Source organism: uncultured Streptococcus sp. (assembly GCF_901875575.1).
In the GTDB taxonomy this organism is placed as follows: Bacteria; Bacillota; Bacilli; order Lactobacillales; family Streptococcaceae; genus Streptococcus.
The window spans coordinates 1-26,886 of sequence record NZ_CABFMF010000033.1 but is presented as its reverse complement, the minus strand read 5'-3'; the positions used below and the strand labels follow the sequence as shown (position 1 = coordinate 26,886).

Genomic DNA, 26,886 nt, shown 5'->3' with positions numbered 1-26,886 from the left:
AAAGTGATAAGATTTTCGGAGGAATGAATGAATGGAATGGACAACCGAGCGTCGTTACAGACGCTACGAAGATTGGACACAAGAAGAAATCAAGACAATTACGGAAAATATGACACAATCTCCCTGGCATACTCATTACCATGTTGAGCCAAAAACAGGACTTCTCAACGATCCAAATGGCTTTTCCTACTTTGATGGGAAGTGGATTGTTTTTTATCAAAACTTTCCTTTTGGTGCAGCCCACGGTTTAAAATCTTGGGTGCAATTGGAAAGTGATGATTTGGTTCACTTTAGAGAAACTGGAGTCAAAATTTTGCCTGATACTCCATTAGATAGCCACGGTGCCTACTCTGGTTCTGCTATGCAGTTTGGCGATAACTTGTTCCTATTTTATACGGGAAATGTTCGTGATGAAAACTGGATACGTCACCCTTACCAGATTGGAGCTTTGATGGACAAGGATGGCAAGATTACCAAGATTGACAAGATCTTGATTGACCAGCCAGCTGACTCTACCGACCACTTCCGCGATCCGCAAATTTTTAACTTTAAAGGTCAATACTATGCTATCGTCGGTGGACAGGACTTGGAGAAAAAAGGATTTGTCCGTCTCTATAAGGCTGTAAATAACGACTACACAAACTGGCAAGCAGTTGGCGACCTTGACTTTGCTAACGACCGTACTGCCTACATGATGGAATGTCCAAATCTGGTCTTTGTAGGGGAGCAACCTGTCCTTCTCTACTGTCCACAAGGATTGGATAAGAAAGTTCTAGACTACGATAATATCTATCCAAATATGTATAAGATTGGGGCTTCCTTTGATCCTGAAAGTGCCAAAATGGTAGATGTGTCTCAACTTCAAAACATGGACTATGGTTTCGAAGCCTATGCAACTCAGGCCTTCAACGCTCCTGATGGACGTGCTCTAGCTGTTAGCTGGCTTGGTTTGCCAGATGTTTCATATCCATCTGACCGTTTTGACCACCAAGGAACCTTCTCTTTGGTCAAAGAACTCACTATCAAAGACGGCAAGCTCTACCAATATCCCGTCGCAGCTATCAAGGACCTTCGTGCTACTGAAGAAGCCTTCTCAAACCGTGCCCAAACCAATAACACCTACGAACTCGAACTCAACTTAGAAGCCAATAGCCAGAGCGAGATTGTCCTACTTGCTGATCAAGAAGGTCAGGGACTTTCCATCAACTTTGACCTTGTAAATGGTCAAGTGACAGTAGATCGTAGCCAGGCTGGAGAACAGTATGCCCAAGAATTTGGTACGGCTCGCTCTTGCCCTATCGATAATCAAGCTACTACTGCTACGATTTTTATCGACAAGTCTGTCTTTGAAATTTTCATCAATAAAGGAGAAAAAGTATTTTCTGGTCGTGTCTTTCCACATGCGGACCAAAATGGTATCCTGATCAAATCTGGGAACCCAACTGGAAGATACTATGAATTAGATTATGGTCGCAAAACTAACTGATGTCGCCAAACTTGCAGGCGTTAGCCCTACTACCGTTTCTCGGGTTATCAATAAAAAAGGTTATCTCTCTGAAAAAACCATTCAAAAGGTTAATGAAGCCATGCGGGAATTGGGCTATAAACCCAACAACCTAGCTCGTAGTTTGCAAGGAAAATCAGCCAAGTTAATCGGTTTGATTTTCCCCAATATTTCCAATGTTTTCTATGCAGAATTGATTGACAAATTGGAACACCAACTCTTTAAAAATGGTTACAAGACCATCATCTGTAACAGCGAGCATGATTCTGAGAAGGAACGTGAATATATCGAAATGCTGGAAGCCAATCAGGTAGACGGCATCATTTCGGGTAGTCACAACTTGGGAATCGAAGACTACAATCGCGTGACCGCGCCGATTATTTCCTTTGACCGAAATCTGTCACCAGATATTCCTGTCGTTTCCTCTGACAACTATGCTGGTGGTGTTCTTGCTGCCCAGACCTTGGTCAAGACAGGAGCCCAGTCTATCATCATGATTACAGGGAATGACAATTCCAATTCGCCAACCGGGCTGCGCCACGCTGGTTTTGCATCTATTCTGCCAAATGCCCCTATTATCAATGTTTCCAGTGACTTTTCTCCAGTCAGAAAGGAAATGGAAATCAAAAATATCTTGACTCGACAAAAGCCAGAGGCCATTTTTGCTTCGGATGATTTGACAGCTATTCTGGTCATTAAAATCGCTCAAGAACTGGGCATTTCTGTCCCTGAAGAGCTTAAAATCATCGGCTATGATGGTACCTACTTTATCGAGAATTACTACCCTCAACTGGCTACTATCAAACAACCTATGGAAGAAATTGCCTGCCTAACGGTTGATCTCCTATTACAGAAGATCGAAGGCAAGGAAGTCGCCACAACAGGCTACTTCTTACCAGTTACCCTATTGCCAGGAAAAAGTATATAAGTACAAAAAACTCAGACCAATTCGTCTGAGTTTTTTATAATCTTAATTTTTCTAGATGGCCCTTAGCTGTCTCTAGATTAAAGGTCTTATCTGCGATAAGGCGCTCAACTAGGGGAGCTACCTCGGATTCACTGGCACCTGCGAGGAGAGCTAAGGATTTGGCCTGTAGCTTCATGTGACCTTGTTGGATTCCTGTGCTAACCAAGGCTTTTAGGGCTGCAAAGTTTTGTGCAAGCCCGATAGAGACAATGATCTGGGCTAATTCTTTAGCAGATGGATTTCCCAGTAGTTCGTGACTGAGGGCTACACGAGGGTTGAGACCGATAGAGCCGCCCTTGGTCGCCACAGGCATAGGAAGAGTCATCTTACCAACCAATTCTTCTGTCTCCAAGTCCAGACGCCAAGAGCTGAGACCTTGATAACGTCCATCTCGACTCGCAAAGGCGTGTGCACCCGCTTCGATGGCACGCCAGTCATTACCAGTGGCAATTAAAATCGCATCTAGACCGTTAAAAATTCCTTTATTGTGGGTAGCTGCTCTATAGGGATCTTCTTGGGCAAACTGGCTAGCCAAGGCCATTTTCTCCGCAATCTCTCTTCCTTCATCCTTTTGAGAACTTAAGTAACGAAAGGCAACACGACAAGTTGCAGTTACCAGAGAATCCGTAGCATAATTTGATAAAATCCCCATGAGGCTCTGTCCCTGACTGAGTTCTTCTAAGACTGGTTTCAAGGCCTCCAGCATTGTATTGAGCATATTAGCACCCATAGCTTCTTGGGTATCAACATGGAGATAGGTGACTAGAAAGTCTGTTTCGCCTTTAATCTGTTCTACATGCAAATCACGCGCCCCACCTCCACGTTTGACGATAGAAGGATAGGCCTGATTAGCAAGTTCCAGTAGTTGCTCTTTCTGACTGTTAATTTGAAGCTGAGCATTATCCATATCAGGCACTTGATAAAGAGCAACTTGACCAATCATCTGACGCTCATGTACCTGGGCGGTAAAGCCTCCAGCTCGCTTGATGATTTTGCTGGCATAACTAGCTGCAGCAACCACCGAAGGCTCCTCAGTCACATATGGAACTGTGTAGTCCTTACCATTCACTAAAATTTCAGGAATAATGGAATAAGGAAGGGAAAAAGTTCCCACTACATTTTCACTCATTTGGTCTGCAACAACCAAGCTGACTTGTTCATCCTGCTCTAAACTAGTTTGCTTATCGGCACTAAGGAGCGCCTGAGCTTTTAACAACTCAAGGCGCTCATGGTATGATTTCTTAGAAAATCCATTCCAACTTATCTTCATGATTTTTCTACCTTACTATAACGACGTTGGTGTTCAAAAATCTCAACTAAGGCATAATCTTGATTTTCGTATCCTGTGAATTGGGTAGAGCCTGTCTCATCCAACTGAACTTCTTCAAAAAAGACTTTCTCGTAATCAGCTACAGATAGAGCTGTACGTTGATTCAGTTTTTTCAAACGGTCTTTATCAAGATAAGCTTCATAACCTTCAACCAATTCCACACTAAAGAATTCAGAAACTGCACCACTTCCGTAACTATAAAGAGCTAGTTTATCTCCAGCCTTCAAGTTTTCGGCATTTTCTAGAAGGGACAGTAGACCCAAGAAAAGAGAACCAGTGTATATATTCCCAATCATTTGACTATAAAGAATTGATTTATCAAAATTTTCTTGGAGGCTATTTTGTTTCTCCTCAGATAAAGTCTGATCCATCATACTGCGTAAGCCTTTTAAGGCCAATTTAGGATAAGGCAAGTGGAAACAGATAGCAGCAAAGTCATCCAAAGTCCAGTTATAACGCTTCTGGTATTCTTCCCAAGTCGTTATCAAACAATCCAGATACTGTTGTGTCGAATACAAGCCATTTACATAAGGTGTACTTGAATAGTTTGGACGCCAAAAATCCATGATATCACGGGTTTGAGCTACATTATCATTGTTAAATGACAGAATGCGTGGATTTTGAGTAATCAACATAGCGACACTACCAGCACCCTGGGTTGGTTCACCAGGAGTGGCTGCACCATACTTAGCAATATCACTGGCAATTACCAAGACCTTAGACTGCGGAGAACTTTCCACATGCAATTTGGCATAATGAAGGGCAGCTGTCGCGCCATAGCAGGCTTCTTTTACTTCAAAACTACGAGCAAAGGGCTGAATTCCTAATAAACCGTGAACAAAGACTGCAGCAGCCTTACTCTGATCAATCCCTGACTCAGTTGCCACGATAACCATGTCAATTTCTTCTTTTTCTTTTTCTGTCAAAATAGACGCGCTTGCACTAGCTGCCAAGGTTACAATATCCTCAGTCATTGGTGCAATAGCAATCTCATTTAAAAGGAGACCCTTACTATATTTTTCAGGATCAACTCCTCTTGCTTCTGCTAAATCTTGTAATTTCAAGACATATTGACTGGTCGCAAAACCAATCTTATCAATACCGATTGTCATATTTACCTCTGTATGTTCATTCATGTAAAAAATCGTTCAATACCATTCTACCATATTTAGCAACAAAATAGAGAAAAATACTTGGTTCACCATACCAAGCATTCCTTCTCTATAAATTTACTATTTATTTTTGTTGCTTAACTAGATAAGAATAAAGTTTAAGAATAATAGTTCCACTAGCCATTCCTATAGAAATAACTAGAGCTAACATAACAACCAAAGTAGCACTAGCAATGGCTTGACTATAATCACCTATAACGAAAAACGCAGTTGTACGATAAGTTAAATAACCTGGTACTAAAGGGGCTAAAATAGCTAAGATAAAGACAACAGCCGGGGTTTTATAAAGAATACTTAAGATCTGGCTAATACAAGATCCAATAATAGCTGCAATGAAGGTTGCTACAATGACATTTGTCGGATCCTTTAGCAGGAAATAAATCAACCACACAACCATACCCAAAAACCCAGCTGGCAAGAGCATAGAACGTTGCACATTTAGTACAATTAAAAACGGAATAATGGCCAGTAAACTGGCAATAGCCTGGAGTAAAATACTTGTTAGTGTCATATTAGGTCATCAATACTAGGGCGACTGAGGTGCCTGCCCCTAAAGCCAGAGTAATAAGCAAAGATTCAAACATCTTGCTCATACCAGAGTTGATATGGTTGGTCATAATATCCCGAACAGCATTTGTCAGGGCTATACCTGGTACAAAGGGCATGACCGCACCTGCAATAATCAGATCTGCCGTAGCAGGAAATCCAGTATAACGAGCCCAAAATTGGGAAATTAACCCAAATACAAAGGCACCCGCAAATGCAGTAACAAAAGGAATTCTGATAAATTTTTCCACATAAAGAGAGAAAGCAAAACCAAAAAAGGTAGCAATGGCTGCTCCCACAGCATCATAGATATTTCCTCCAAACATAACTGAGAAAAAAGGAGCACTAAAGGTTGCTGCTAAAGTTACTTGAACTTTGGTGTAGGGGAGAGCTTGTTTTTGCAAATTACATAATTCCCTGAAAGCTGTATCTAAATCTATCTGTCCCTCAACTAATTGACGAGAAACACGATTGACATCACAAACTTTTTCAATGTTATACGATGAGGATGTCACCCGCTTCATACGTGAAATATTGGTGTTTTCAATCGAGAAGAAAATAGCTGCTGGCATAGCAAGAACATTGCAATCAATAATTCCTTGCGAATGAGCAATACGAATCATGCTATCTTCTACACGATAAATCTCTGACCCACTTTTCAAAAGAAGAGTGCCAACCAGCATAATGACATCAATAACTGCATTTAATTCTTTAGATTCTTCCACGCTTCCCTCCTTGTATTCACTCCTTCTATTTTATCACAAATCCTGAATCAAAAAAATCTTTGTCACGAAATTATGACAAAGATTGGATTAGTTTTATGGATTCTCTTGGTTTCCATCTCCATTTGGTTGAATAAGAACAGAATTAGTCCCTTGTTGGTTTTCTCGATTGACACCTCCAGTAGTAGAACTTTGATTTCTACGTTGTGAAGGATTGGATGATGAATTTCCAACAGGAGTTTTTGGTTTATAAATTGAGATCTTGATCCGTGTCTTGTTCAGATCAACTTTTTCACCTACTTTTGGATTTTGTTCCAGAACTGTACCTTCAGCTGTACCTAGAGGTGCTGTCGAAACCTCTACTACTTCAATATTAGCTTCTTTAACACCCACAATTTGGATAAGATTATTCTTAGTGAACTCTAGGCTTGAGCCTATATAACTTGGCATAGGCACACTTGTTACCTTCTTAGCAACCGTCAAAGTAATTGCTGAAGCCTTTGTTAAATCATAAGTTGTTCCAGCTGGCGGAGTTTGTCTGAGAACTGTTCCAACCTCACTATCATTCGATTCTTCTTCCTCAATCTTAATCAGATTTTCAGGAACTTTCTGCTGCTTAAGGTCAGCTATGACATCTGTTGATTTTTTCCCAATGTAATTACCTATTTGGAAAGATTGTTTACCTGAGGAGACAATCAAATTAATTTTCGTACCTTCTTTTCGACCTGCTCCTGCATCAGGATCTGTTCGAATTATTTTTCCCTCTTCGACTGTTTCACTGCCCTCTGTTTTCTCCTCACCAATTTCAAAATTGGCCTTTTTTAGTGTTTCCTTTGCTTCTGCAACAGTCTTACCTACTACATTTGGAATCTCTACTGTAGCTGGAGTTCTAGATAAAATCCACATCAGAGAAGCTGCAATCAGTCCGATCGTTGCTAAAAGTATCAAATAACGAAATCTAAACTTGCGTTTTTTTACAGGTTTTTCTACATATTCTTCAGCAGGGGTCTGCTGTGGTGGTACCTTATTAGGTTGTGGTTTCGAATTTTGAATTTGAGGTTTTGGAATAGCAGTCAAAGTACTTTGTGGAACCTTAGGTAAGGACTTAGTATCAGACTTGTTAGTGTCATTAAATACTAGTTTAGGTTCACTTCGACGATTATAAGACAAACTACTAGACAAGTCCACATACATTTCTGCTGCAGACTGGTAACGATCTGTCAATTTTTTAGCCGTTGCCTTGATAACTACATTTTCTAAAGCCTGAGGCACCGATGGATTTTCTTCAATTACCGACGGAAGTGGTTTTTGGAAATGCTGAAGAGCGATGGTAACCGCACTATCCCCATCATAAGGGATATGGCCAGTCAGCATTTCATAGAAAATAATCCCCATGGCATAAATATCACTCTGCACAGTCGCTTTTGAACCACGCGCCTGCTCAGGTGACAAATAATGCACAGATCCAAGCATTGAATTGGTTTGCGTCAAGCTTGTTTCTGCAAAGGCTACTGCAATACCAAAGTCAGTAACCTTAGCAGTTCCATCTGGTGTCAATAGGATATTTTGAGGTTTCAAATCACGGTGTACAATTCCTCTAGTATGAGCCAAACGCATGGCTAATAGAATTTGTCCCATAATTCGAACAGCTTCTTGATTTGAAAGAGGATGATGTTCTTTTATATAACGCTTGAGGTCAAGTCCTGCTACATACTCCATTGTTAGGTACTGTTGACCATCTTCCTCACCGATATCTGTTATCCGAACGATATGAGGATGGTCTAGATCTGCCATAGCTTTTGCTTCCCGCTGAAAACGAGCTACAGCTATCGGGTCTGTCTGGTAATTGGTCCTAAGGACCTTAACTGCCACTTCTTCCCCATCTAGAATTAAATCCTTGGCCAAATAGACATCTGCCATGCCTCCTCGACCAATTTGTTTCACAATCCTGTACCGCCCGGCAAAAATCTTGCCGATTTGGATCATTCTGTCGCCTCCTCGTTCATAGAAACAAGGGCAACCGTAATGTTGTCTAAACCTCCTGCCTTGTTAGCAAAACGGATAAGTGTCGCCGTTTTATCTGCCAAAGAAATATCGCTCGTCACAATATCACTAATTTCGCTTCCTGAGATCATATTAGTCAAACCATCACTGTTAAGCAAGAGATAATCACCCATTTCCAGAGTCACTATACCAAAGTCAGGTTGAATTTCATCTTTTTGTCCGATAGACTGAGTAATGATATTTTTCTGTGGATGACTTGCTGCTTCTTCTGGCGTCAATTGTCCAGCTTTTAGCAGTTCATTCACAAGAGAATGATCACTAGTCAACTGTTTGTATTCTTCTCCACGAACTAAACCAATACGAGAGTCTCCAATATGAGCATAGATTGCCTGGTTATCAATAATGGCAAGCGCTTCAAGCGTCGTTCCCATTCCTCTATAGGCTTCGTCTTGTCCCATCTGGTGAATCTTTTGGTTTTCTACTTCTAGGAAATGAGCAAACCATTCACGAACTTCGTTGATAGTATCAATTTGCGTATCTACCCAAGCAATGCCTAAATCTGTAACCGTCATTTCACTAGCGATATTTCCAGCACGGTGTCCTCCCATGCCGTCAGCCAGTATAATCATAGTACGACCTGCTCTGTTGACGTAATGGTTGACATAGTCTTGGTTATTTGTTCGTTTTTGACCAACATCCGTTAATATTGAAATTTCCATATGTCAGTTCCTTCCTAATCCGATATCTTACGAAATTGGCTGATGAAGAATCCATCACTTCCATACAATTCTGGTGTAATGAGAATACAACCATCCTTCAAGATATCCTTGCATTCATGTTCTAGTTTTACCTGCTCAAAGTCGGGGTGTTTTTCTAAAAATGCCTGAACGACTTGAAAGTTCTCTTCAGAGACGATAGTACAGGTACTATAAGTTATTATACCACCTTTACGTAGTGTTTGACAAACACTACCTAATATTTCCAGCTGAATTTCCTGTAAGGACGCGAAATCTGCTGTTTCTTTGTTATATTTGATGTCTGGTTTGCGGCGCAGAAGACCGATTCCTGAACAGGGAGCATCCACCAAAATCTTATCAAATGAATCCTGACCAAAAAACTCATGCACCTTTCTGGCATCAAGCTTTTGGGTTTGGACACAGTTTGCCACACCTAAACGCTCTGCATTTTTTTGGATTAATTCCAACTTATGGTCGTACAAGTCCAGAGCAGTAACCTGACCTGTCGTGAGATAAGAGGCTATATGGGCTGTTTTCCCACCCGGAGCTGCACAAGCATCTAGAACCATTTCATCACCCTGTAAGTCAAGAGTTGGTGCCACTAATTGACTAGACTCATCTTGGATAGTGATGACTCCCTCTGCAAACAAATCACTCGCAGCAAAATTCCCTTGCTCCTTAACCAGACCAGAAGGAGACAAGGATGAAGTACTGGCCTCCAACAAGGCTTGGATTTCCTCTTTTCGTCCTAGATCTGTTACACGAATGCTGGCTTTGTTACGCACCAAGAGGCTTTCAAAAATAGCCTGCGCTCGCTCCTCTCCGTATTCTTCCTTTAGTTTAGAAATTAGCCAAACCGGAAGGGAATAGGCGATGGAGTCACGCTTGTTTTTACGTTTGATGCTGGCAATATCTGGCCATCCTTCTCGTAGAATACGACGTAAAACAGCATTGACTAGCTTTTCACTACCTTTTTTACGAGATTTTGCTAATTCTACTGCTTCATTTACGACGGCATGATCAGGAACCTTGTCCAAATATTTGAGTTGATAAGCACTTAGGAGGAGCAAAAAGTAAATCCAGCTATCCAATTTATCCCTGTCTTCGATGAAATGGGATAGGTACCATTCTAAAGTAAGCTTGCGAGCTACTGTTCCATAGACTAGTTCTGTTATCAATCCCTTATCTGTAGGTGAGAGTTGGCTCCCTTTGAGGTGTTTATTTAAAGCAATATTTGAGTAGGCTTGGTGGATAAAGACATCTTCGAGCACCTCAAGAGCAACACTTCTTGCCGTTTCTATTTTAGTCACCAAATTTTTCTCCTACTGTCAATGTGCGCCCAACACCGTTTAGGAAAGAAGCAATATCCATCTTAGGTTTTCCTGCTGGTTGAACTTGTTTGAGAGAAAGGGCCCCTTCTCCGGTAGCTAGAATCAATTCCTTCTTGCCGATTGAAAGGATTTCCCCTGGAAAACCTTTACCTTCTACTGCTTGAGCTTCATAAATTTTAAAGCGTTCACCCTTCAAAAATGTATGGGCAACAGGCCACGGGTTCATACCACGAATTTGGTTGAAAAGTTGACGATTGCTTTTAGTCCAATCTAACTTTTCTTCCTCTGGCTTGATGTTTGGCGAGAAAGTAACCTGACTTGGATCCTGCGGTTCAGGTTTGATGTCACCAGCAATGTAGGCAGGCAAAGTGTCCAAAAGCAAATCACGACCAACAAGAGCTAATTTCTCAAACAAGGTGCCGACATTATCCTCATCTGTGATAGAAATACTGCGACGAGAAATCATATCCCCTGCATCCATTTCCTTCACCATTTCCATAATGGTCACACCAGCTTCCTCATCCCCTTGAATCAAGGCATAATGGATAGGCGCACCACCACGGTGTTTAGGAAGGAGTGACGCGTGAACGTTGACCGCAAAGTCCATGCTATCAAGGAGTTTACTTGGAAGAAACTGGCCAAAAGCAGCAGTCACAATTCCATCTGCTCCTAGCTTCATAATAGTTTCCATCTCTGGACTTCCAGATAGTTTTTCAGGTTGGTAGATAGGAAGACCAGCTTCTTTAGCAGCCTGCTTGACTGGGGTTTCTTGAATAACTTTTTTACGACCAACAGCACGGTCTGGCTGGGTCACAACGGCTAGAATTTCGTAACGGTCATCTGTCAAAAGCCCTTTTAAAACTGTTGCTGAAAAGTCGGGGGTCCCCATAAAGATTAATTTTGTCATATCTTCTCCTTCTTATAAAAATTGCTGTGGCTCATGGTCAATGCTGAGACGGAGCTCACTATTTTCCCGTTCTTGAGTCAAGGTCAAGACCTGATTTAGAGTCGGCCCCAGCTCATCTTCTAAACGGTATTTAATTAAAATCTGATAATGATAGAGGTTGTGGGTACGAGCAATAGGTTTTGGCGTTGGCCCGAGAATGTGACTGGTATCTGACAAGCCTGAGCGCAAAATGTTCATAACTTCATAGGCTCGTTTGACCACCTCTTCTTCTTTCTTGTGAGAAAGGGTAATGCCAATGGTGAAATAGTAAGGCGGATAGCCGAGTTGTCGTCTAATTCCCATTTCATAGGCATAAAAACCTTCGTAGTTCTGATCCTTGGCAAATCGTATAGCATAGTGCTGCGGATTATAGGACTGGATTAAAACCTGACCAGCTTTTTCAGCTCGACCTGCACGACCTGCCACCTGAGTCAAGAGCTGGAAGGTTCTCTCAGAAGAACGGAAATCAGGCAGATTCAAGGCTGTATCCGCATTGAGCACTCCGACTAAGGTCACATTTGGAAAATCCAATCCCTTGGCAATCATCTGAGTACCTAGCAAGATATCCGCTTCCCCTTGACCAAACTGGTCAAGAAGAGATTGGTGACTACCTTTCTTACGAGTCGTGTCCACATCCATCCGCAAAATACGAGCCTGGGGAAAGAATTCTGCCAGCTCATCATAAGCCTTCTGAGTTCCCGTCCCATAGTAACGAATGCTTCGGCTCTTACAGTTAGGACAGGCTTGAGGAATGTCCTTCGAAAAACCACAATAATGGCAATTCATGTTCTTTGTATCCATGTGTAAGGTCAGGGAAATGTCACAGTTGGGACAGGTATCCACAGTTCCACACTCCCGACACATGACAAAGCTAGAATAACCACGACGATTGAGCATGAGAACCACCTGCTCTTTTTTAGCCAAACGGTCCTGAATAGCTTCTAACAAAGGTGGCGTAAAGTTTGACGTCTCATTTTGTCCTATATAGTCTCGAAAGTCAATTACTTGAACCTCAGGGATCCTAGCCAAAGGATTGGCACGTTGGGTCAGACATAAGTGTTGATAGACACCTTTGCCAGCGCGAGCACGGCTTTCCAGACTAGGAGTTGCTGAACCAAGTACCAAAGCTGCTTGATTATACTGGGACCTTAGAATAGCAACCTCTCTGGCATGGTAACGGGGATTACTGTCCTGCTTATAAGTCGCTTCATGCTCCTCATCGATAATTATGACACCCAGATTTTTTAGCGGAGCAAAGATGGCCGATCTGGCGCCAACAACAACCTGAGCATCACCACGTTCCACCTTGCGCCATTCATCATACTTTTCACCATTAGACAGGCCTGAGTGAAGAATGGCCACCTTGTCTCCAAAACGAGCGATAAAACGCTCCGTCATCTGAGGTGTCAGGGAAATCTCAGGTACCAGCAAAATAGCTGTCTTGCCCTTTTCCAAGGCTCCTTGGATAGTCTGCAAGTAAACCTCGGTCTTCCCACTTCCTGTAATCCCTTGAAGGAGGAAGGGAGGCTGATGACTGCCAATAGCACTCACAACCGCATCACGCGCCTGTATTTGTTCTGGATTCAGTTCCAAAGGTCTACTTGCCTCAATGCCTTCAAAATAAGCAGCCGAGCGTTGAACTTCCTTTTGGACTATAGTAACAGCACCTTGTTCTACAAAGAAGTTGACTTGCTCCCGCGAGTAGGACTCTAACAAACTAGCCAAGGAAGCACTCTCAGGATGAGAAAGCAAGTGATCTCTCAATTCCAACTTTTTCTTGGCACGCGCAGATATTTCAACACCTTCTAATTGAGCAAGATTCACCTCATACCAAGACTGGGTCTTGACCTTCTTTTGATCAATCGCCTGATATTCCAGACCAAGCAGGCCTTTTCTAGTCAAACGCATCATTTCAGCTTGCTTACCTAAATCTAGAGAAGAAAAGGCTAGCGAATTTTCTGAACCAAACAAACGATCTCGGTCTTCCTGACTCAGACCTTCCAGAGGATAGAGAATCTTGTCATAGCTGGAGTTCAGAAATCCTGGTAGCATGGCCTTGAGGATGGAAATTTTGTAGGAGAAGACAGACTTGCGTAATTCCTCAGCCAGCCAGAGTTGTTCTTGCGTGAGAACAGGAGAAAAATCCAACACCTCAGCAACATCTTTTAAATCTTGATTTGCCTCTTCCTCATCTGATTGAGACTCCAAACTAAGAACAATCCCTTGAATCAGGCGATTTCCCTTACCAAAGGGAACATGAACCCGCATCCCTACTTCCAGCATTCCCTCAAATTCCTCAGGAATCCTATAACTATAGGGCTGGTCCGTCTGCATCAAGGGTACATCTACGATAATCTTGGCTATAGCCATCTTCTCACCTCCTCCTGTCAGTCCATTCTTGCAATAGAAAAAATAAGATTGAGTCCCCCCAACCTTAAATTTTTTCACCATCTTCTTTTTCTTTAGCGATTTGCTCTTTGATTTTCTTTTCTTCTTCTTCTTTGCGGCGTTTTTCTTCTTCGATACGGCGACGCACTGCTTCACGTTTTCCTTCTGGATCTGGGTGAATTGTAACGTTTCCTGATTCGATTTCTTCTAAAGCGCGAAGAGTTGATTTTTCAGACTTAAAACCTTGAGTTGCTGGCGCACCTGCTTCCAATTCGTGGGCACGTTTTGCTTCCAAGATTACGAGTGAATATTTTGAAGGAACCTTGTCGAGCAAGGTATCAATAGAGGGTTTTAACATCATTTGCTTGTACCTATTTTCTAAATTTTATCGGGTAGTTGGAGATTTCGGTAACATCTCCTGATAGTGACCAATGACACGATCTACACGGAAGTGCTCTGCTTCGATCACACGTTTGACACGCTCAGCAGCTAGGGGCACCTGATCGTTAACAATCGCATAATCATACTCACGCATAAGGGCAATTTCTTCCTTGGCTTTTTCGATTCGTTGGGCAATCACTTCTGCACTGTCAGTTCCTCGTCCTACCAAACGATCTTGCAATTCATCCAAATCTGGTGGTGTCAGGAAGATAAAGACCGCATCTGGAACCTTTTTCTTAACCTGAAGAGCACCCTGAACTTCAATTTCAAGGAAAACATCAATTCCCTTGTCCAAGGTTTCATTGACATAGGTCAGAGGAGTTCCATAGTAGTTGCCGACGTATTCTGCGTATTCCAACATCTGTCCTTGACGAATCAGCTCTTCAAACTCTTCACGAGTACGGAAGAAATAGTCAACACCATCCACTTCTCCAGGACGTTGCGCGCGTGTCGTCATCGATACAGAGTATTGAAATTGGTTTTCAGAACTCTCAAAAATCTCTCTTCTAACCGTTCCTTTTCCAACCCCTGAAGGACCAGAAAAAACGATTAGTAAGCCTCGGTCTGCCATTGTGTCTCCTTTTAGTCAGTCTGTAAAAATAAAATAAAATTTTCCTTCAGATAGTAGCATTTTACACAAACTATCCTTCTACAGTCTTTCTATCTAGTGTAACAAAAAAGCAGTAATTTTTCAACTGCTCTTTCTTATTTATTTAGCATAATCTACTGCACGAAGTTCACGAATCACGGTTACCTTGATATTCCCTGGATAATCGAGATTGTTTTCAATTTTCTCACGAACTTTGTGAGCCAAGATTGTGACTTTGTCGTCCTTGATTTGTCCTGGATTGACCATGATGCGGATTTCACGTCCTGCTTGAAGGGCAAAGCTAGTTTGTACTCCTTCAAAGCCGTTAGCAATTTCTTCCAAATCATGGAGACGCTTGATATAGCTTTCAAGAGATTCACTACGAGCACCTGGACGAGCCGCACTCAAGGCATCTGCTGCAGCAACAATCACTGCAATGACACTTTCTGCTTCGACATCACCGTGGTGGCTAGCAATCGTATTGACCACAACTGGGTGTTCCTTATACTTGCGAGCCAATTCCATACCGATTTCAACGTGGCTACCTTCAACCTCGCGGTCAATGGCTTTTCCGATATCGTGAAGGAATCCAGCACGACGGGCAAGAGCCGCATTCTCACCAAGCTCGCTGGCCATAATACCAGCCAGCTTAGCAACTTCAATCGAATGGCGCAAGACATTTTGTCCATAAGAAGTACGGAACTGCAAACGTCCCATAATCTTCATCAAGTCTGGATGAAGGTTTGGCGCCCCAATTTCATAGGCGGCAGCCTCACCGTATTCACGGATCTTATTGTCAATCTCTTGACGGTTTTTCTCAACCAACTCTTCGATACGAGCTGGGTGAATACGACCATCCTTGAGCAACATTTCCATAGTCATACGGGCAATCTCGCGACGAATCGGATCAAATCCTGACAAGGTCACTACTTCTGGTGTATCGTCGATAATCACATCAACCCCTGTCAAACTTTCAAAGGTACGAATGTTACGACCTTCACGACCAATAATGCGTCCCTTCATAGTATCATCTGGCAGATGAACTGTTGAGTTTGTTGACTCCGCTACATATTCACCAGCAATACGTTGCATAGCTTGAACAAGAATGTCCTTGGCCATTTTATCAGAACGTTCCTTGACCTCTTGCTCAGCCTCACGAATACGACTGGCAATCTCCTTGGTCAAGTTTTCCTCTGTCTGAGCTAGGATAATATCTCGTGCTTCTGCCTGAGACAGGGCACCAATACGCTCTAGTTCAGCTTCTTTTTGTCTTTCGACTTCCTCTAATTGCTCTTCACGTTCATCAAGGTTTTTTGCTCTATCAGAAATACTTTGTTCTTTTTGTTCAAGTGTTTGTTCTTTACTCGTCAAATTATCGTCTTTACGGTCAAGGCTGGTAGCTCGCTCCGTCAAACGACTTTCGATTTGTTTCAGTTCTTGACGCTCTGATTTGAATTCGGCGTCCACTTCTTCGCGGTATTTTCTGGCTTCCTCTTTGGCCTCCAATAGTGCTTCTTTTTTAAGAGACTTGCTTTCACGTTTAGCTTCATTAACCAATAAATCCGCTTCTCGTTCAGCTTGCCCACGTAAATTAGTTGCTTCTTGTTCAGCATTTAAAAGCATCAACTCTGCAGCTTCTTTAGATGATTTCATCTTAGCTGAGATGCTGACATACCCAATTACTAAACCAATGATGACGGCAAAAACAGCAATCGCAATCGACATGATTTCCATGTTTTTACCTCATTTAATTTTTATTATGAATGACATACATTCTTTAATATTCTACCATAAAAAAGTGATTTTCACAAACCTAAAATAGAATATGTTTTGGAGAAAATTGGAGTTTAGGCACCTAAATTTATTAGAATAATATTTATTGGTTAGAATCCGTAATGACAGCAAAAATTAAAAAAGCCTACTTTTCAGTAGACTTAGTTTGTTTCTATTCTAATCGGTACTCTTCCAAAATTCTGCTCTACTACACCTGAATTTCCCAGTTGGTAAATCTGGTCTGCCTTTTGAGTCATAGCATCCCAAGGTTCTTTGCCAATTCGGCTGACTAGATCGACCTGCCCTTTCAGAGACTTGAGGTGTTGTCTACCTTTTTCGGTAAAGCCAAGAACATGAATCCCTTCTGGCAAGTCATTTTCTCTAGCCTGCACCAAGATATAGGTCAATAGGCGTCTGACACGCGCTTTGGTGTAACGCTTGGTAGTCACTAACTCGACCAATTCTTCCACAGACTGGGCTGTCTTGATGGCATCCTTGATGCGCACTGCCATTTCCTGATTGACCTGATAAATGGTGGTTAGGTCGGGATTGGACAAGATTTGATAGCGGAGCAAAGGAAAATAGTCTTCCCAGGTCACCTTACTTGCCTGCTCAAATAGGGCAACAGAAGGCATAAAGCGTTCTAAAAAATCTTGGTCCTTCTGGTGCTGACGGAGGGCTGTTGCCGAAGCAAAGTCCACATCCTTATCCACAGAATGGTAACCTGCTCCCTGACGTTGAATTGGCTGCAGTTTGATGTTGCGTCCCGCAACGGCTTTGGCATAGGCAAGAGCAAGAACATGATTGGGCGTATTGCCAGAAAAATCAAGACCTGCAAATTCCTTCCACATGGCTTGGGTTTTCTGGGGATAAGAGAGGGAATCAGGCAGATTTTCCACAAATTTCTCCATCTCAGTACCTTGCTCTGTGTATAAGTCAGCAATTTTTTGATAATCCAGAACTTCCTCTGTCCCAAAGGCTAGGGTATCAATACCCAACCGAGCCAAGATATCCACAGCCCCTTGACCGAAAAAATCTGCTGCCTGAACACTGACTAAAAAGGGCAATTCCACTACCAGATCCGCTCCATTCCCCAGCGCCATCTGGGCCCGTGTCCACCTGTCTACAATAGCAGGTTCTCCTCGCTGCATGAAATTACCAGACATGGCAACGATTTTCAGCCCCTCTGCCTGATTCAGCAGGTATTTATGCCCATTATGAAAAGGATTAAACTCCGCAATTATACCTGTGATGGTCATAGTAATCTCCTACTTCTGCGCGACAAAAAACCAACGGGTGCTGGTTTCTGTAGGATCCTTGTCCTCAAAGTCCGCATAGAGTTTGAAGGACTTGAAACCAGCCTGTTCCAGCAAAATGTCATAGGTCAAGACTTCATAGGTTCGCTCCTCATGAACTTCATCGTGACGACTAAATGAACCGTCAGCCTCCTTGACAAAGAAAGTCAGCTCATGGACGATGGAGTGAGGTGCTTCATCCTCATAAGTATCCCAGAGCATTGCAAAATCTTCCGCATTTTCATGGTAAGAATAACCCGGGAAGACCTCGTCTGTCTGGTAGGTCGAATGCACATCAAAGATGAAAACTCCATCTTCATTAAGGGCATTATACACTTCCTTAAAAACATCCCCTACTTCCACTTCATCCTGCATGTAGCAGACAGAGTCCGAGTAACACGTGACAAAATCATATTGACCTGCCTTGGACAAATCCAGCATATTGCCTTCAATAAAATCAATCTTTTGCTTGGCTGAAGCCGCTCTCTTTTCAGCAATCTTCAACATATCCGCGCTCAAATCAACCCCAGTCACATCAAAACCAGCCTGAGAAAATCGGACAGACTGGATACCTGTCCCGCAAGCCAATTCCAAGAGTTTCTTTCTCTCCTTGGTCTTAGGCAAATGGCGAAGAGAAAAAGCCGTCCATTTATCATATAAACTATCATCCATGACCGCATCATAGACCGCCGCAAAGGTTTCATAAGTTGCCATAATTAAGATACAAAGAGCGTTAAAAGCAAGGAGAAAATAGGAAACTTTCTGCTGTATCGTCAGATACAAAGGAAGTTTATCTTTTTCTCGCAGCTTTTAGCTCGTGTTCAGTTTCGAGATGAACAAAACACGACGCCCTCACCTTTCCATCAATTTTCTAAAATAAGCAAAGAAACCCAGTTGACTACAACTGAGTTCAATTGTACACTATAGTCTTTTCGTTTGCTTTTAGTACTAGGCAACGAGTTGCAGGCATAACTGGAGTTAGGCAAAACGAGTTAACGCCGTAATAAAAGATAAAGGAAAAGACTATAAAGTTTCAGATAAATCTACAGAATGCGCCTCATGCCATAGTTTTTCTAGGTTATAGTGGGCACGCATTTCTTCTGAAAAGACATGCACAACGACAGCGCCGAGGTCTAGTAAGACCCAACCTCCAGCTGCATCGCCTTCGATATGGCTACCTTTAAAGCCTGCATCAGCTACTTTTTCACGGATGTTATCAGCGATAGCGTCCAACTGACGGCTATTCATTGAACTAGTAATAACAAAGTAATCCGTCACGCTGGTCAAATCTTGTACGTCAAGTGCGAGGATATCCTCCGCACGTTTCTCATCAGCCGCTTTCACGACTAGTTCTAGTAATTCTTTTTCGTTCATTTAGTCCTCTTTTAAAAAATATTTTTATAATCTAGGACATCTGCAAAGCAATCCTCCCAAATGTCCTCATAAAATTCATTTATCGTTTCTGCTGGAATGTCATCCCCATCAAAGGTTGTGACAGCACCTTCTGGAATAATCAGCTTATAGCCATATTCAAAGGCAACCTTGACAGAGGTATCCACACAATATTCTGTCTGCATACCACATAAAACTAATTTCCCAATCCCCTGTTTATCCAAATATTCTTTTAAGCCAGTTTCTTTGAAAATACTGTTATACTTCTTCTGAAAGACCTTTTCATCAGGTTTTCGATTTAAAAGCGCAGATAACTGCCAATCTTCTGATGTTTGAGCTTCAGAGTTCTCAATATGTTGAACATAGATAATTTCAATATTCTTGCTTCTAGCATGGTTTTGTAAATAAGAAATTTTTTCCAATAGTCTCTCTGTCTTAAAACCTGTTTCCACTAAAATATTTTGTACATCAATAATGATAAAAGCCGTCTTCATTTAGTCCTCTTTCAAATAGTGCACAAAGGCGTTATAGGTTTCAAGGGTTTGGGGATAGATGGGGAATCCCTGATGAGCTAGATGCTCCATTGTACGAGCTGTTTCATAGGCCACTGCCTTATTGAGCGATAAACTTGCAATCTCACGCGCCACATCTACTCCAGGAAAGGCTCGATTGTGCTCAATATAGTCTGCTACATAGATAACCTTGTCTAAGTCTGTCATCTGACCAGCACCGACTGTATGGATTTCAATGGCTCGCAGGATTTCTGAATCATGCAAATCCAAATCTTCCTGAATCTTGTAGATGCCAACCATGCCATGCCAGACATTATTGCCCCAGTTTTTGAGGTCAGGGTCTAGCTGATAACGGTCAATCAAATCTAAAAATTCCTGATCTGACAGCTTTTTAGCATAGTCATGAAGAAGGCCTGCTAGACCTGCCTTCTCACCATCTACTCCAAAGCGCTGGGCCAGTTCTATGGCTGCACGCTCTACTCCCAAGCAATGGGTTAAGCGTTTTTCAGGTAAAAGCTCTGCCATTTTTTCCAACAAAGCCTCGCGAGAGCAATTGATATAGTCTTGATAGGCCATCAGTAAAGCCCCTCCTTCTCGATGTAATCTAGCACAGGCTGAGGCAGGAGAAAGTTGGGTTTCCGTCCCTGGGCAAGGAAGTCACGCACCATGCTGGACGAGATATCCATGAGAGGCACATCCACCCAGATAACTGGATAGGAAGTTCCAGCCTTGTAGCGTGGACGCTGAACCCCCACAAACTGAACCATATCTACCAGTTCATCAATTCGGTACCACTTAGGCAGATAGTCCACCATATCGGCACCGATGATAAAGTAATAATCCGTATCTGGATGTTGCTCTGTCAAGATTTTCATGGTGTCGTAGGTATAGGAAATGCCCTTACGTTCCAATTCAATGGTTTCAATGGCTAAGCCGTCAATCCCCTCAATCGCCAACTCAAGCATCTTGAGACGATGGTGTTCAGAGATTGTTTCCTTTTTATCTACATGAGGAGGTTGGTATTCAGGCATGAGCAAAACCTGGTCCAATCCCAACTGTTGCCGTACTTGGTCCGCAACGATAAGATGGGCATTGTGAACAGGGTTAAAATTTCCCCCTAAAATCCCGACTTGTTTGCGTTTTTTCTCCTTGATTTCTGGCTCCAACTCTACCTTGGTAAAGGGAGTCAATAGTTCGATTGCCATAGGCTAGTCTCCTTTATTTCTCTGTAAAAACAGTTGTTTGGAGTAGGTTTTTAGATTTCTTTGACTTTTTTAGAAATCTTGCGATTTTCTTTCTTGCTAGACTGTTTAAACAAAATCAAGATGCGTCCGATTTTTTGGACAGTATCCACACCAATTTCTTCTTCCAAGATTTCAGCTACTTCGTGGATGTTTTCATCAGTGTTTTGTAAGAGCGTTACTTTAATCAATTCGCGGACATCAAGAGCTTGACGGACGCTGGTTTTGATTTGGTCGTTAAGTCCATTTTTTCCGATTTGGATGATGGGTTTGAGGGTGTGTGCCTGACTGTTGAGGAAGGCACGTTGTTTTGATGTTAATGACATAATTTCTTTAAAAGAGTTTCTTTTTATACTCTTCTGAAGTGGTGACGGACGTCAGCAAAGTCCTTTGGACTTTCATGACTAAAATTTGAGCCTAAGGTCTCAAATTTTCCGCAGTTGGTACAATCACTTGTACCAACTGACACCACAGTGAAAAGTATTCGCTGTGGGCTCGCAGGGCTCGCACGAATTTAGATAACCCTTTCCTTTCTGTGTTTAAATAATTGCTTTTCGTGTGACGACGGCGACGCCTTCTGGTGCCCAGACGGCGACTTTGGCTGTGCCTGTTACACGGATCCATCCGAGTCCTGAAATGACGAGGTCTGTTTTATCCTTGATTGTAAAAACATGCTCAATCAGTTTTGGAAAATCTTCTTTTTCCTTGCTATTTGGTGGTGTTAGAAGGGTTCCGAGGTGCTTGTCGTAAAAGGCACTAGCTCCCTCTAGCTTGGTACGATGAAGTTTGAGTTCATTGTCAAAGAAGGCTGTGAATCCTTGCTTTTCACCCGCAATGAAGTCAAATCTGCCGAGACCACCTAGAAACAGGGTTTGTTCAGGATTGAGCTGATAGGTCTTAGGCTTGATTTCCTTTTTGGGGCTGACATACTTGAGGTTTTTAGCCGTCAAGTAGTGAGCCATCTGGTGACGGTGGATGATTCCCGGCGTATCGTAGATATAAGATCCGTCATCAAGCGGAATCTCGATTTTGTCCAAGGTTGTACCTGGAAAACGAGAAGTCGTGATGACATTCTGATCACCCGTAATTTCCTGGATAATAGCATTGATAAGAGTTGATTTTCCAACGTTGGTTACACCGACCACATAGACATCACGGCCCTTACGGTAGTGTTCAATCTTGTCAATGACTTCCTTAATTGCATGTTTATTTTGCGCTGAAGTCAGGACTACATCGACAGGACGAAGTCCTTCTTCGTGGGCACGTTCCATCAGCCACTGGCTAATCTTGCCCGGTTTAACAGACTTGGGCAGAATATCTTTTTTATTTCCAACCAAGAGGACATCATTGCCCGAGACAAAACGTGATAATCCTGGGATGACAGAGCCATTGAAATCAAAGATATCAATGACATTGACCACCAAGGCATCACTGTCTCCTACCTCGTGCAAGAGCTTGAGGAAATCATCGTCCGTTAACTGGACATCTGTGATCTCATTATAATGGCGAAGACGGAAACAGCGTTGACAATAAACTTCGCCAGTCTCCAAGCCTTTTTCAAGTGCCGACTGGGGAGTGAAACCAAGACCAGCCTTGTCTGTCGTCTGAATGGTTGCTCCACAACCAATACAGAGAATTTCTTCCATAGTTAAATTCCTTTTTTATATGTAATCGGTCCGTACTTTTCAGTGATTTTTCGCATCACACGACGCTCACGAGCTCGGTTAATCTGCGTTTTGATCGAGTCATGTTGGACCAAGGGTTTGACTAAAATCGAGCGAATGCCGGCACGGTGGGCTGCTCGTATATCCGTCATGAGCTGGTCGCCAACCATGACCACTTCGCTTTTATCATAGTGGAATTCCTTCATTGCACGATCAATCCCAAATGTGAAGGGCTTCAGAGCCCAATAAACGTAATCAATACCAAACTTCTCAACTGCACGTTGAACCCGTTTTTTTGTGTTATTTGAGACTACGATAATGCGAATGCCCGCGTCCCGAAGATCATGTAGCCATTGCTTCATCTCTGGCGTCCCGTCAGGATTATTCCAAGCAATTAGGGTATTGTCCAAATCGACCAAAACAGCCTTGATTCCCTGCGCCTGCAGACTTGGGACTGTCAGATCATAAACTGCTTCCACAGCAAAATCTGGCATGTAATTTTCAATCGCCATTCTGGCTCCTTTTCTTAACTTTTTTCTCAATTTTCCTTAGTAACAATGACAAAACAATCCACAAACCTGCACTAGCCAAACTGATGTAGAGCCAAGCATGGGGCTCATCTGTTAAAGGTAGGGGAACATTCATTCCGAAAAAGCCTGTCACTACTGCCAAAACCGCTAGCAAGACTGAAATGATGGTCAGAGTTGTCAAATTATCATTCAAATTATTATTTAGGATATTGTTGTAAGATGCTGATAGTTGTTGGAGGACTTGAGAAATCAAATCCATCATGGACACCGACTGATGGCCTCAATCAAAGGTCACTGTGCCATTTTCTCTATGATAATCCATTTGGGCACATTTATTTCTATCTAGCGCATATTTGATGGTTTCCTTGTCCATTCCGTATACTTTCGATAAGTCTTCCAGATTTTTGATTTTCTCAATATCTAGATTTATCCAAGTAAGATTATTTACTAATTGCTTTTCTACAAACATTCGCTCTACTTACTTTACCAAACTCTTTCTATTGTATCATAAATCCACTAAAATTACAGGCCTAGTCTATTCGGGAAAAATTGCTGACAACCGTTATATTACGGTTGGGCACAAAATGAAGAACCTGGTCTTCTCCCCTTAACTGGGTTGTTCTGATACCCACACTAACAACCTTTCCTGAAACAGTAATGGGGCCGTTTGTCAGAACAACTTCATCTCCTACATCCAATTGACGCTCAAAAAGAATGAAAAAGCCATTGATAACATCAGATAGAAAGCCTTGGGCCCCCATACCGATGGCGACACCTGCAATCCCAGCACCTGCAAGTAAGCTAGAAACCGGAAGCCCCAAAATAGACAAAATGCAATAAAGTAAAAAGAAATAAAGAGTATAATTAAACACATTCTCTAATAAACGTGAAATAGTCTTCTGCCGTCCTACGTCATGGCGAGACATTTTTAAAGAAGGTTTAATAATTCTCTGCACCATGGTGTGGAGTATTTTTTTAGCCATATAAAAGAGTAAAAACAGAAACAAAAGAGAAAGTATCTTGGTCAAGATATTCTCGATAATCGCTGTAACATCAAGCTTATTGAGATAGGTTTGAATAAATTCTTGCATAGAAAACTCCTTTTATTTATTATACCATACTTTCACAGAGTGTCATTCTCCATAAATATTCAAAAATAATTTCAAAAATAGACAGAAAATTCTTGATTTTAATTCATATTTATACTATAATCATAAACATTACACAACTAAGGAGATTATTATGAAAAAACTCATTCATGCTTGGAATAAGGCAAGCCTAATCAAACGTATTTTGATTGGTATGCTTTTTGGAGGAATCCTAGGACTAACACTCCCTACTGTATCTGGAATCGGCCTACTCGGAGATCTCTTTGTTGGTGGTCTAAAAGCCATCGCACCGATTCTAGTCTTTGCCCTCGTTGCCAATGCTCTTTCCAAACACCAAAAGGGACAGGATAGCAATATGAAAACCGTTATCTTCCTTTATCTAGTGGGAACCTTTGCAGCGGCACTTGTAGCCGTTTTTGCTAGTTTCATCGTTCCAGTTGAAATTACCTTAAATAGTGCTAATACAGAAATTACACCCCCTGATGGTATAGGTCAGGTTCTTAGCAATCTCTTGCTTAAACTCGTAGACAATCCTGTTAATGCCCTCGTCACAGCCAACTACATTGGAATCCTATCTTGGGCAGTTATTTTCGGAATTGCTATGAGAGAAGCCAGCAAAAATAGTAAAGAATTGTTGAACACCATAGCTGATGTGACTTCTAAGATTGTCGAATGGATCATTAACCTGGCACCATTTGGAATTCTAGGCCTTGTCTTTAAAACTATCTCTGATAAAGGAATCGGCAGTCTCGCAAACTACGGTATTTTACTAGGACTATTGGTTACAACCATGATCTTTGTCACTCTGATTGTCAATCCTTCGATTGCCTTTCTCTTTATGAAGAGAAATCCTTATCCCCTCGTTTGGAAATGTTTGCGTGTCAGCGGTGTGACAGCCTTCTTCACTCGTAGTTCTGCGGCTAACATCCCTGTCAACATGAAACTTTGCCACGATCTTGGACTGGATCCAGACACCTATTCTGTTTCTATTCCACTTGGATCTACTATCAACATGGCAGGAGCAGCGATTACCATTAACATTCTGACCCTTGCAGCAGTAAATACTCTCGGAATCCCTGTTGATTTTGCGACAGCCTTTGTCCTTAGTGTGGTAGCTGCTATTTCAGCCTGTGGAGCTTCTGGTATCGCTGGCGGTTCCCTCCTCCTTATCCCAGTTGCTTGTAGTCTTTTCGGCATTTCTAACGACATTGCCATGCAAGTCGTAGGTGTAGGTTTTGTCATCGGTGTCATCCAAGACTCATGTGAAACAGCCCTCAACTCTTCTACAGACGTCCTCTTTACTGCCGTTGCTGAGTATGCAAAAACCAGTAGAAAATAATAACTAAAGACAAGCCTTCTCAGGTCTTGTCTTTTCCACTTTTGTTCTAGTCTTTTTAGGAAATTCTTATGTCTATTAGCCAACGTACCATAAAGCTAATCTTAGCTACCTGTCTTGCCTGTCTTGTTGCTTCTTTTCTAGATCTTTCTTCAGCAGTTTCAGCAGGAATTATTGCCCTTCTCAGCTTGTCTGACACTCGAAGAAGTACCTTAAAACTTGCTCATAACCGATTTTTTTCTATGATTCTAGCTCTGACTATCGGCGTCTTAGCCTTTCAGTTACTTGGATTTCATCTCTGGAGCCTGGGGCTTTATCTAGCCCTCTATATCCCTATCGCATATAAAATGGGCTTGGAAATCGGCATTACTCCAAGCAGTGTTCTGGTAGGTCACCTCTTGGTTCAAGAGTCAATCTCACTAACACTTCTTATCAATGAATTCCTGCTTTTTGCTATCGGTACAGGGTTTGCCCTATTGGTCAATCTCTACATGCCTTCTAGAGAAGAGGAAATAAGTCATTATTATACTCTTGTTGAAGAAAAATTAAAGAATATTCTCCTTCGATTTAATTATTACTTATCTAGAGGAGATGGCCGTAACAAAGCACAATTAGTTGATGAATTGGATAGTCTTCTTGAAGAGGCACTGAGACTTGTATACTTAGAACATTCCAACCATCTCTTTCACCAAACAGATTACCATATCCACTACTTTGAAATGAGACAAAGTCAGAGTCGAATCCTAAGAAACATGGCCCAACAAATCAACACTTGCCAACTTGCAGCAAGTGAGACCTTAATCCTAGCTCAACTATTTTCAAAAATTGCAGGGCAACTCAGCCAGACCAATCCCGCCTCTAGTCTACTAGATGATATCGAACGTTTTCTGGAAGTCTTTCGTAATAGAAGTTTACCGAAAACACGTGAAGAATTTGAAACCCGCGCCACCCTTCTTCAACTCCTACGTGAAGCCAAAACCTTCATCCAAGTCAAAGTTGATTTCTATAAAAAATATGGAAATTAAAGGGAAATCGGTCATACTAAATCAGATAGAAAAATGTAAATAAGAAAAACGCATATTGCAAAGTGTTGAATGAACTGCACCCCAAAAGTTAGACAGAAAAAATCTAACTTTTGGGGTGTTTTTATTATGAAATTAACTTATGATAATAAAGTTCAGATCTATGAACTTAGAAAACAAGGATATAGCTTAGAGAAGTTTTCAAATATAGTAAACTGAAGCAAAAACAGTACATAATATGGTATAATCTTCTTATGGCATATTCAATAGATTTTCGTAAAAAAGTTCTCTCTTATTGTGAGCGAACAGGTAGTATAACAGAAGCATCACACCTT

Annotated in this window: 27 protein-coding genes and 2 pseudogenes; 6 read left to right on the top strand and 23 right to left on the bottom strand. The window is 41.9% G+C overall.

What is annotated here, in order from left to right; translation table 11 throughout:
• The first annotated feature begins 31 nt into the window (after positions 1-31).
• Together QZ114_RS07105 and QZ114_RS07100 are read left to right on the top strand one after the other, a co-directional pair.
• Positions 32-1,486, top strand: a complete 1,455-nt coding sequence (locus QZ114_RS07105) for a glycoside hydrolase family 32 protein (RefSeq protein WP_295501475.1) — start codon at positions 32-34, stop codon at positions 1,484-1,486.
• Complete coding sequence (locus QZ114_RS07100; RefSeq protein WP_295501472.1) at positions 1,467-2,432, top strand: LacI family DNA-binding transcriptional regulator; 966 nt, start codon at positions 1,467-1,469, stop codon at positions 2,430-2,432. Before QZ114_RS07105 ends, QZ114_RS07100 begins: the two co-directional genes overlap by 20 nt.
• Positions 2,433-2,466: 34 nt before the next feature.
• On the opposite strand, the gene QZ114_RS07095 is transcribed toward QZ114_RS07100, so the two are convergent.
• From QZ114_RS07095 to QZ114_RS06985, 23 genes and pseudogenes are all read right to left on the bottom strand, one after another.
• Positions 2,467-3,741 carry a hydroxymethylglutaryl-CoA reductase, degradative gene (locus QZ114_RS07095; RefSeq protein ID WP_295501469.1) on the bottom strand — a complete coding sequence of 425 codons (1,275 nt, stop codon included), beginning with the start codon at positions 3,739-3,741 and terminating at the stop codon, positions 2,467-2,469.
• Positions 3,738-4,913, bottom strand: coding sequence for a hydroxymethylglutaryl-CoA synthase (locus QZ114_RS07090; protein ID WP_295501694.1), 1,176 nt, complete (start codon positions 4,911-4,913; stop codon positions 3,738-3,740). Before QZ114_RS07090 ends, QZ114_RS07095 begins: the two co-directional genes overlap by 4 nt.
• A 124-nt stretch (positions 4,914-5,037) precedes the next feature.
• On the bottom strand, positions 5,038-5,484 hold the full coding sequence (locus QZ114_RS07085) for a threonine/serine exporter family protein (protein WP_295501465.1): 447 nt from the start codon (positions 5,482-5,484) through the stop codon (positions 5,038-5,040).
• Position 5,485: 1 nt separating this feature from the next.
• Positions 5,486-6,244, bottom strand: a complete 759-nt coding sequence (locus tag QZ114_RS07080; RefSeq protein ID WP_295501462.1) for a threonine/serine exporter family protein — start codon at positions 6,242-6,244, stop codon at positions 5,486-5,488.
• A gap of 93 nt (positions 6,245-6,337) precedes the next feature.
• The gene (gene pknB / locus QZ114_RS07075; protein WP_295501458.1) at positions 6,338-8,227 is read right to left on the bottom strand and encodes a Stk1 family PASTA domain-containing Ser/Thr kinase; all 1,890 of its coding nucleotides are present in this window, start codon (positions 8,225-8,227) and stop codon (positions 6,338-6,340) included.
• Positions 8,224-8,964 (bottom strand): Stp1/IreP family PP2C-type Ser/Thr phosphatase, encoded by a 741-nt coding sequence (locus QZ114_RS07070; RefSeq protein ID WP_295501455.1) that lies wholly within the window; start codon positions 8,962-8,964, stop codon positions 8,224-8,226. Before QZ114_RS07070 ends, pknB begins: the two co-directional genes overlap by 4 nt.
• Before the next feature lie 14 nt (positions 8,965-8,978).
• Positions 8,979-10,292: a 16S rRNA (cytosine(967)-C(5))-methyltransferase RsmB gene (rsmB, locus tag QZ114_RS07065; RefSeq protein WP_295501453.1), complete on the bottom strand. Its 1,314-nt coding sequence runs from the start codon at positions 10,290-10,292 to the stop codon at positions 8,979-8,981.
• Positions 10,285-11,220, bottom strand: a complete 936-nt coding sequence (fmt, locus tag QZ114_RS07060; RefSeq protein WP_295501451.1) for a methionyl-tRNA formyltransferase — start codon at positions 11,218-11,220, stop codon at positions 10,285-10,287. Before fmt ends, rsmB begins: the two co-directional genes overlap by 8 nt.
• Before the next feature lie 12 nt (positions 11,221-11,232).
• On the bottom strand, positions 11,233-13,629 hold the full coding sequence (locus QZ114_RS07055) for a primosomal protein N' (RefSeq protein WP_295501692.1): 2,397 nt from the start codon (positions 13,627-13,629) through the stop codon (positions 11,233-11,235).
• Positions 13,630-13,693: 64 nt separating this feature from the next.
• Entirely contained in the window at positions 13,694-14,008 is a 315-nt protein-coding gene (gene rpoZ, locus QZ114_RS07050; RefSeq protein ID WP_000979235.1) for a DNA-directed RNA polymerase subunit omega, read from the bottom strand.
• A gap of 24 nt (positions 14,009-14,032) precedes the next feature.
• The gene (gene gmk, locus QZ114_RS07045; RefSeq protein ID WP_000775041.1) at positions 14,033-14,659 is read right to left on the bottom strand and encodes a guanylate kinase; all 627 of its coding nucleotides are present in this window, start codon (positions 14,657-14,659) and stop codon (positions 14,033-14,035) included.
• 138 nt (positions 14,660-14,797) lie between these two features.
• Entirely contained in the window at positions 14,798-16,411 is a 1,614-nt protein-coding gene (locus tag QZ114_RS07040) for a ribonuclease Y (protein WP_295501432.1), read from the bottom strand.
• 200 nt (positions 16,412-16,611) lie between these two features.
• Entirely contained in the window at positions 16,612-17,709 is a 1,098-nt protein-coding gene (locus QZ114_RS07035; RefSeq protein WP_295501430.1) for a nucleotidyltransferase, read from the bottom strand.
• A gap of 9 nt (positions 17,710-17,718) precedes the next feature.
• Complete coding sequence (locus QZ114_RS07030; protein WP_295501427.1) at positions 17,719-18,459, bottom strand: class I SAM-dependent methyltransferase; 741 nt, start codon at positions 18,457-18,459, stop codon at positions 17,719-17,721.
• 309 nt (positions 18,460-18,768) lie between these two features.
• Positions 18,769-19,119, bottom strand: a complete 351-nt coding sequence (gene rsfS, locus QZ114_RS07025) for a ribosome silencing factor (protein WP_050390624.1) — start codon at positions 19,117-19,119, stop codon at positions 18,769-18,771.
• An 11-nt stretch (positions 19,120-19,130) separates the two neighbouring features.
• A complete protein-coding gene (locus QZ114_RS07020; protein WP_295501422.1) occupies positions 19,131-19,631 on the bottom strand; it encodes a cysteine hydrolase family protein in 501 nt (166 codons plus the stop codon).
• Positions 19,632-20,225 (bottom strand): bis(5'-nucleosyl)-tetraphosphatase (symmetrical) YqeK, encoded by a 594-nt coding sequence (gene yqeK, locus QZ114_RS07015; RefSeq protein WP_295501419.1) that lies wholly within the window; start codon positions 20,223-20,225, stop codon positions 19,632-19,634.
• Entirely contained in the window at positions 20,225-20,854 is a 630-nt protein-coding gene (locus tag QZ114_RS07010) for a nicotinate-nucleotide adenylyltransferase (protein ID WP_295501416.1), read from the bottom strand. The genes yqeK and QZ114_RS07010 overlap by 1 nt, the downstream gene beginning before the upstream one ends.
• 50 nt (positions 20,855-20,904) lie before the next feature.
• Entirely contained in the window at positions 20,905-21,216 is a 312-nt protein-coding gene (yhbY, locus tag QZ114_RS07005; protein ID WP_118833274.1) for a ribosome assembly RNA-binding protein YhbY, read from the bottom strand.
• Between the two features lie 213 nt (positions 21,217-21,429).
• Entirely contained in the window at positions 21,430-22,536 is a 1,107-nt protein-coding gene (yqeH, locus tag QZ114_RS07000) for a ribosome biogenesis GTPase YqeH (protein WP_295501409.1), read from the bottom strand.
• A 2-nt stretch (positions 22,537-22,538) separates the two neighbouring features.
• Positions 22,539-23,066 carry a YqeG family HAD IIIA-type phosphatase gene (locus QZ114_RS06995; protein WP_125450862.1) on the bottom strand — a complete coding sequence of 176 codons (528 nt, stop codon included), beginning with the start codon at positions 23,064-23,066 and terminating at the stop codon, positions 22,539-22,541.
• A pseudogene (locus QZ114_RS06990) lies at positions 23,056-23,553 on the bottom strand (CorA family divalent cation transporter). Before QZ114_RS06990 ends, QZ114_RS06995 begins: the two are co-directional and overlap by 11 nt.
• Positions 23,554-23,614: 61 nt before the next feature.
• Complete coding sequence (locus QZ114_RS06985) at positions 23,615-24,175, bottom strand: mechanosensitive ion channel family protein (RefSeq protein ID WP_295501404.1); 561 nt, start codon at positions 24,173-24,175, stop codon at positions 23,615-23,617.
• Between the two features lie 151 nt (positions 24,176-24,326).
• Between QZ114_RS06985 and sstT the strand changes: the two genes are divergently transcribed.
• From sstT to QZ114_RS06965, 4 genes and pseudogenes are all read left to right on the top strand, one after another.
• A complete protein-coding gene (gene sstT, locus QZ114_RS06980; RefSeq protein ID WP_295501400.1) occupies positions 24,327-25,532 on the top strand; it encodes a serine/threonine transporter SstT in 1,206 nt (401 codons plus the stop codon).
• Positions 25,533-25,600: 68 nt separating this feature from the next.
• Positions 25,601-26,554: an aromatic acid exporter family protein gene (locus QZ114_RS06975; RefSeq protein ID WP_295501397.1), complete on the top strand. Its 954-nt coding sequence runs from the start codon at positions 25,601-25,603 to the stop codon at positions 26,552-26,554.
• A gap of 126 nt (positions 26,555-26,680) precedes the next feature.
• Positions 26,681-26,758: pseudogene (locus QZ114_RS06970) on the top strand (transposase); the annotation flags it as partial.
• A 47-nt stretch (positions 26,759-26,805) separates the two neighbouring features.
• Positions 26,806-26,886 (top strand): IS630 transposase-related protein (locus tag QZ114_RS06965; RefSeq protein WP_295501690.1); only part of this gene is annotated, 81 nt, incomplete at its 3' end.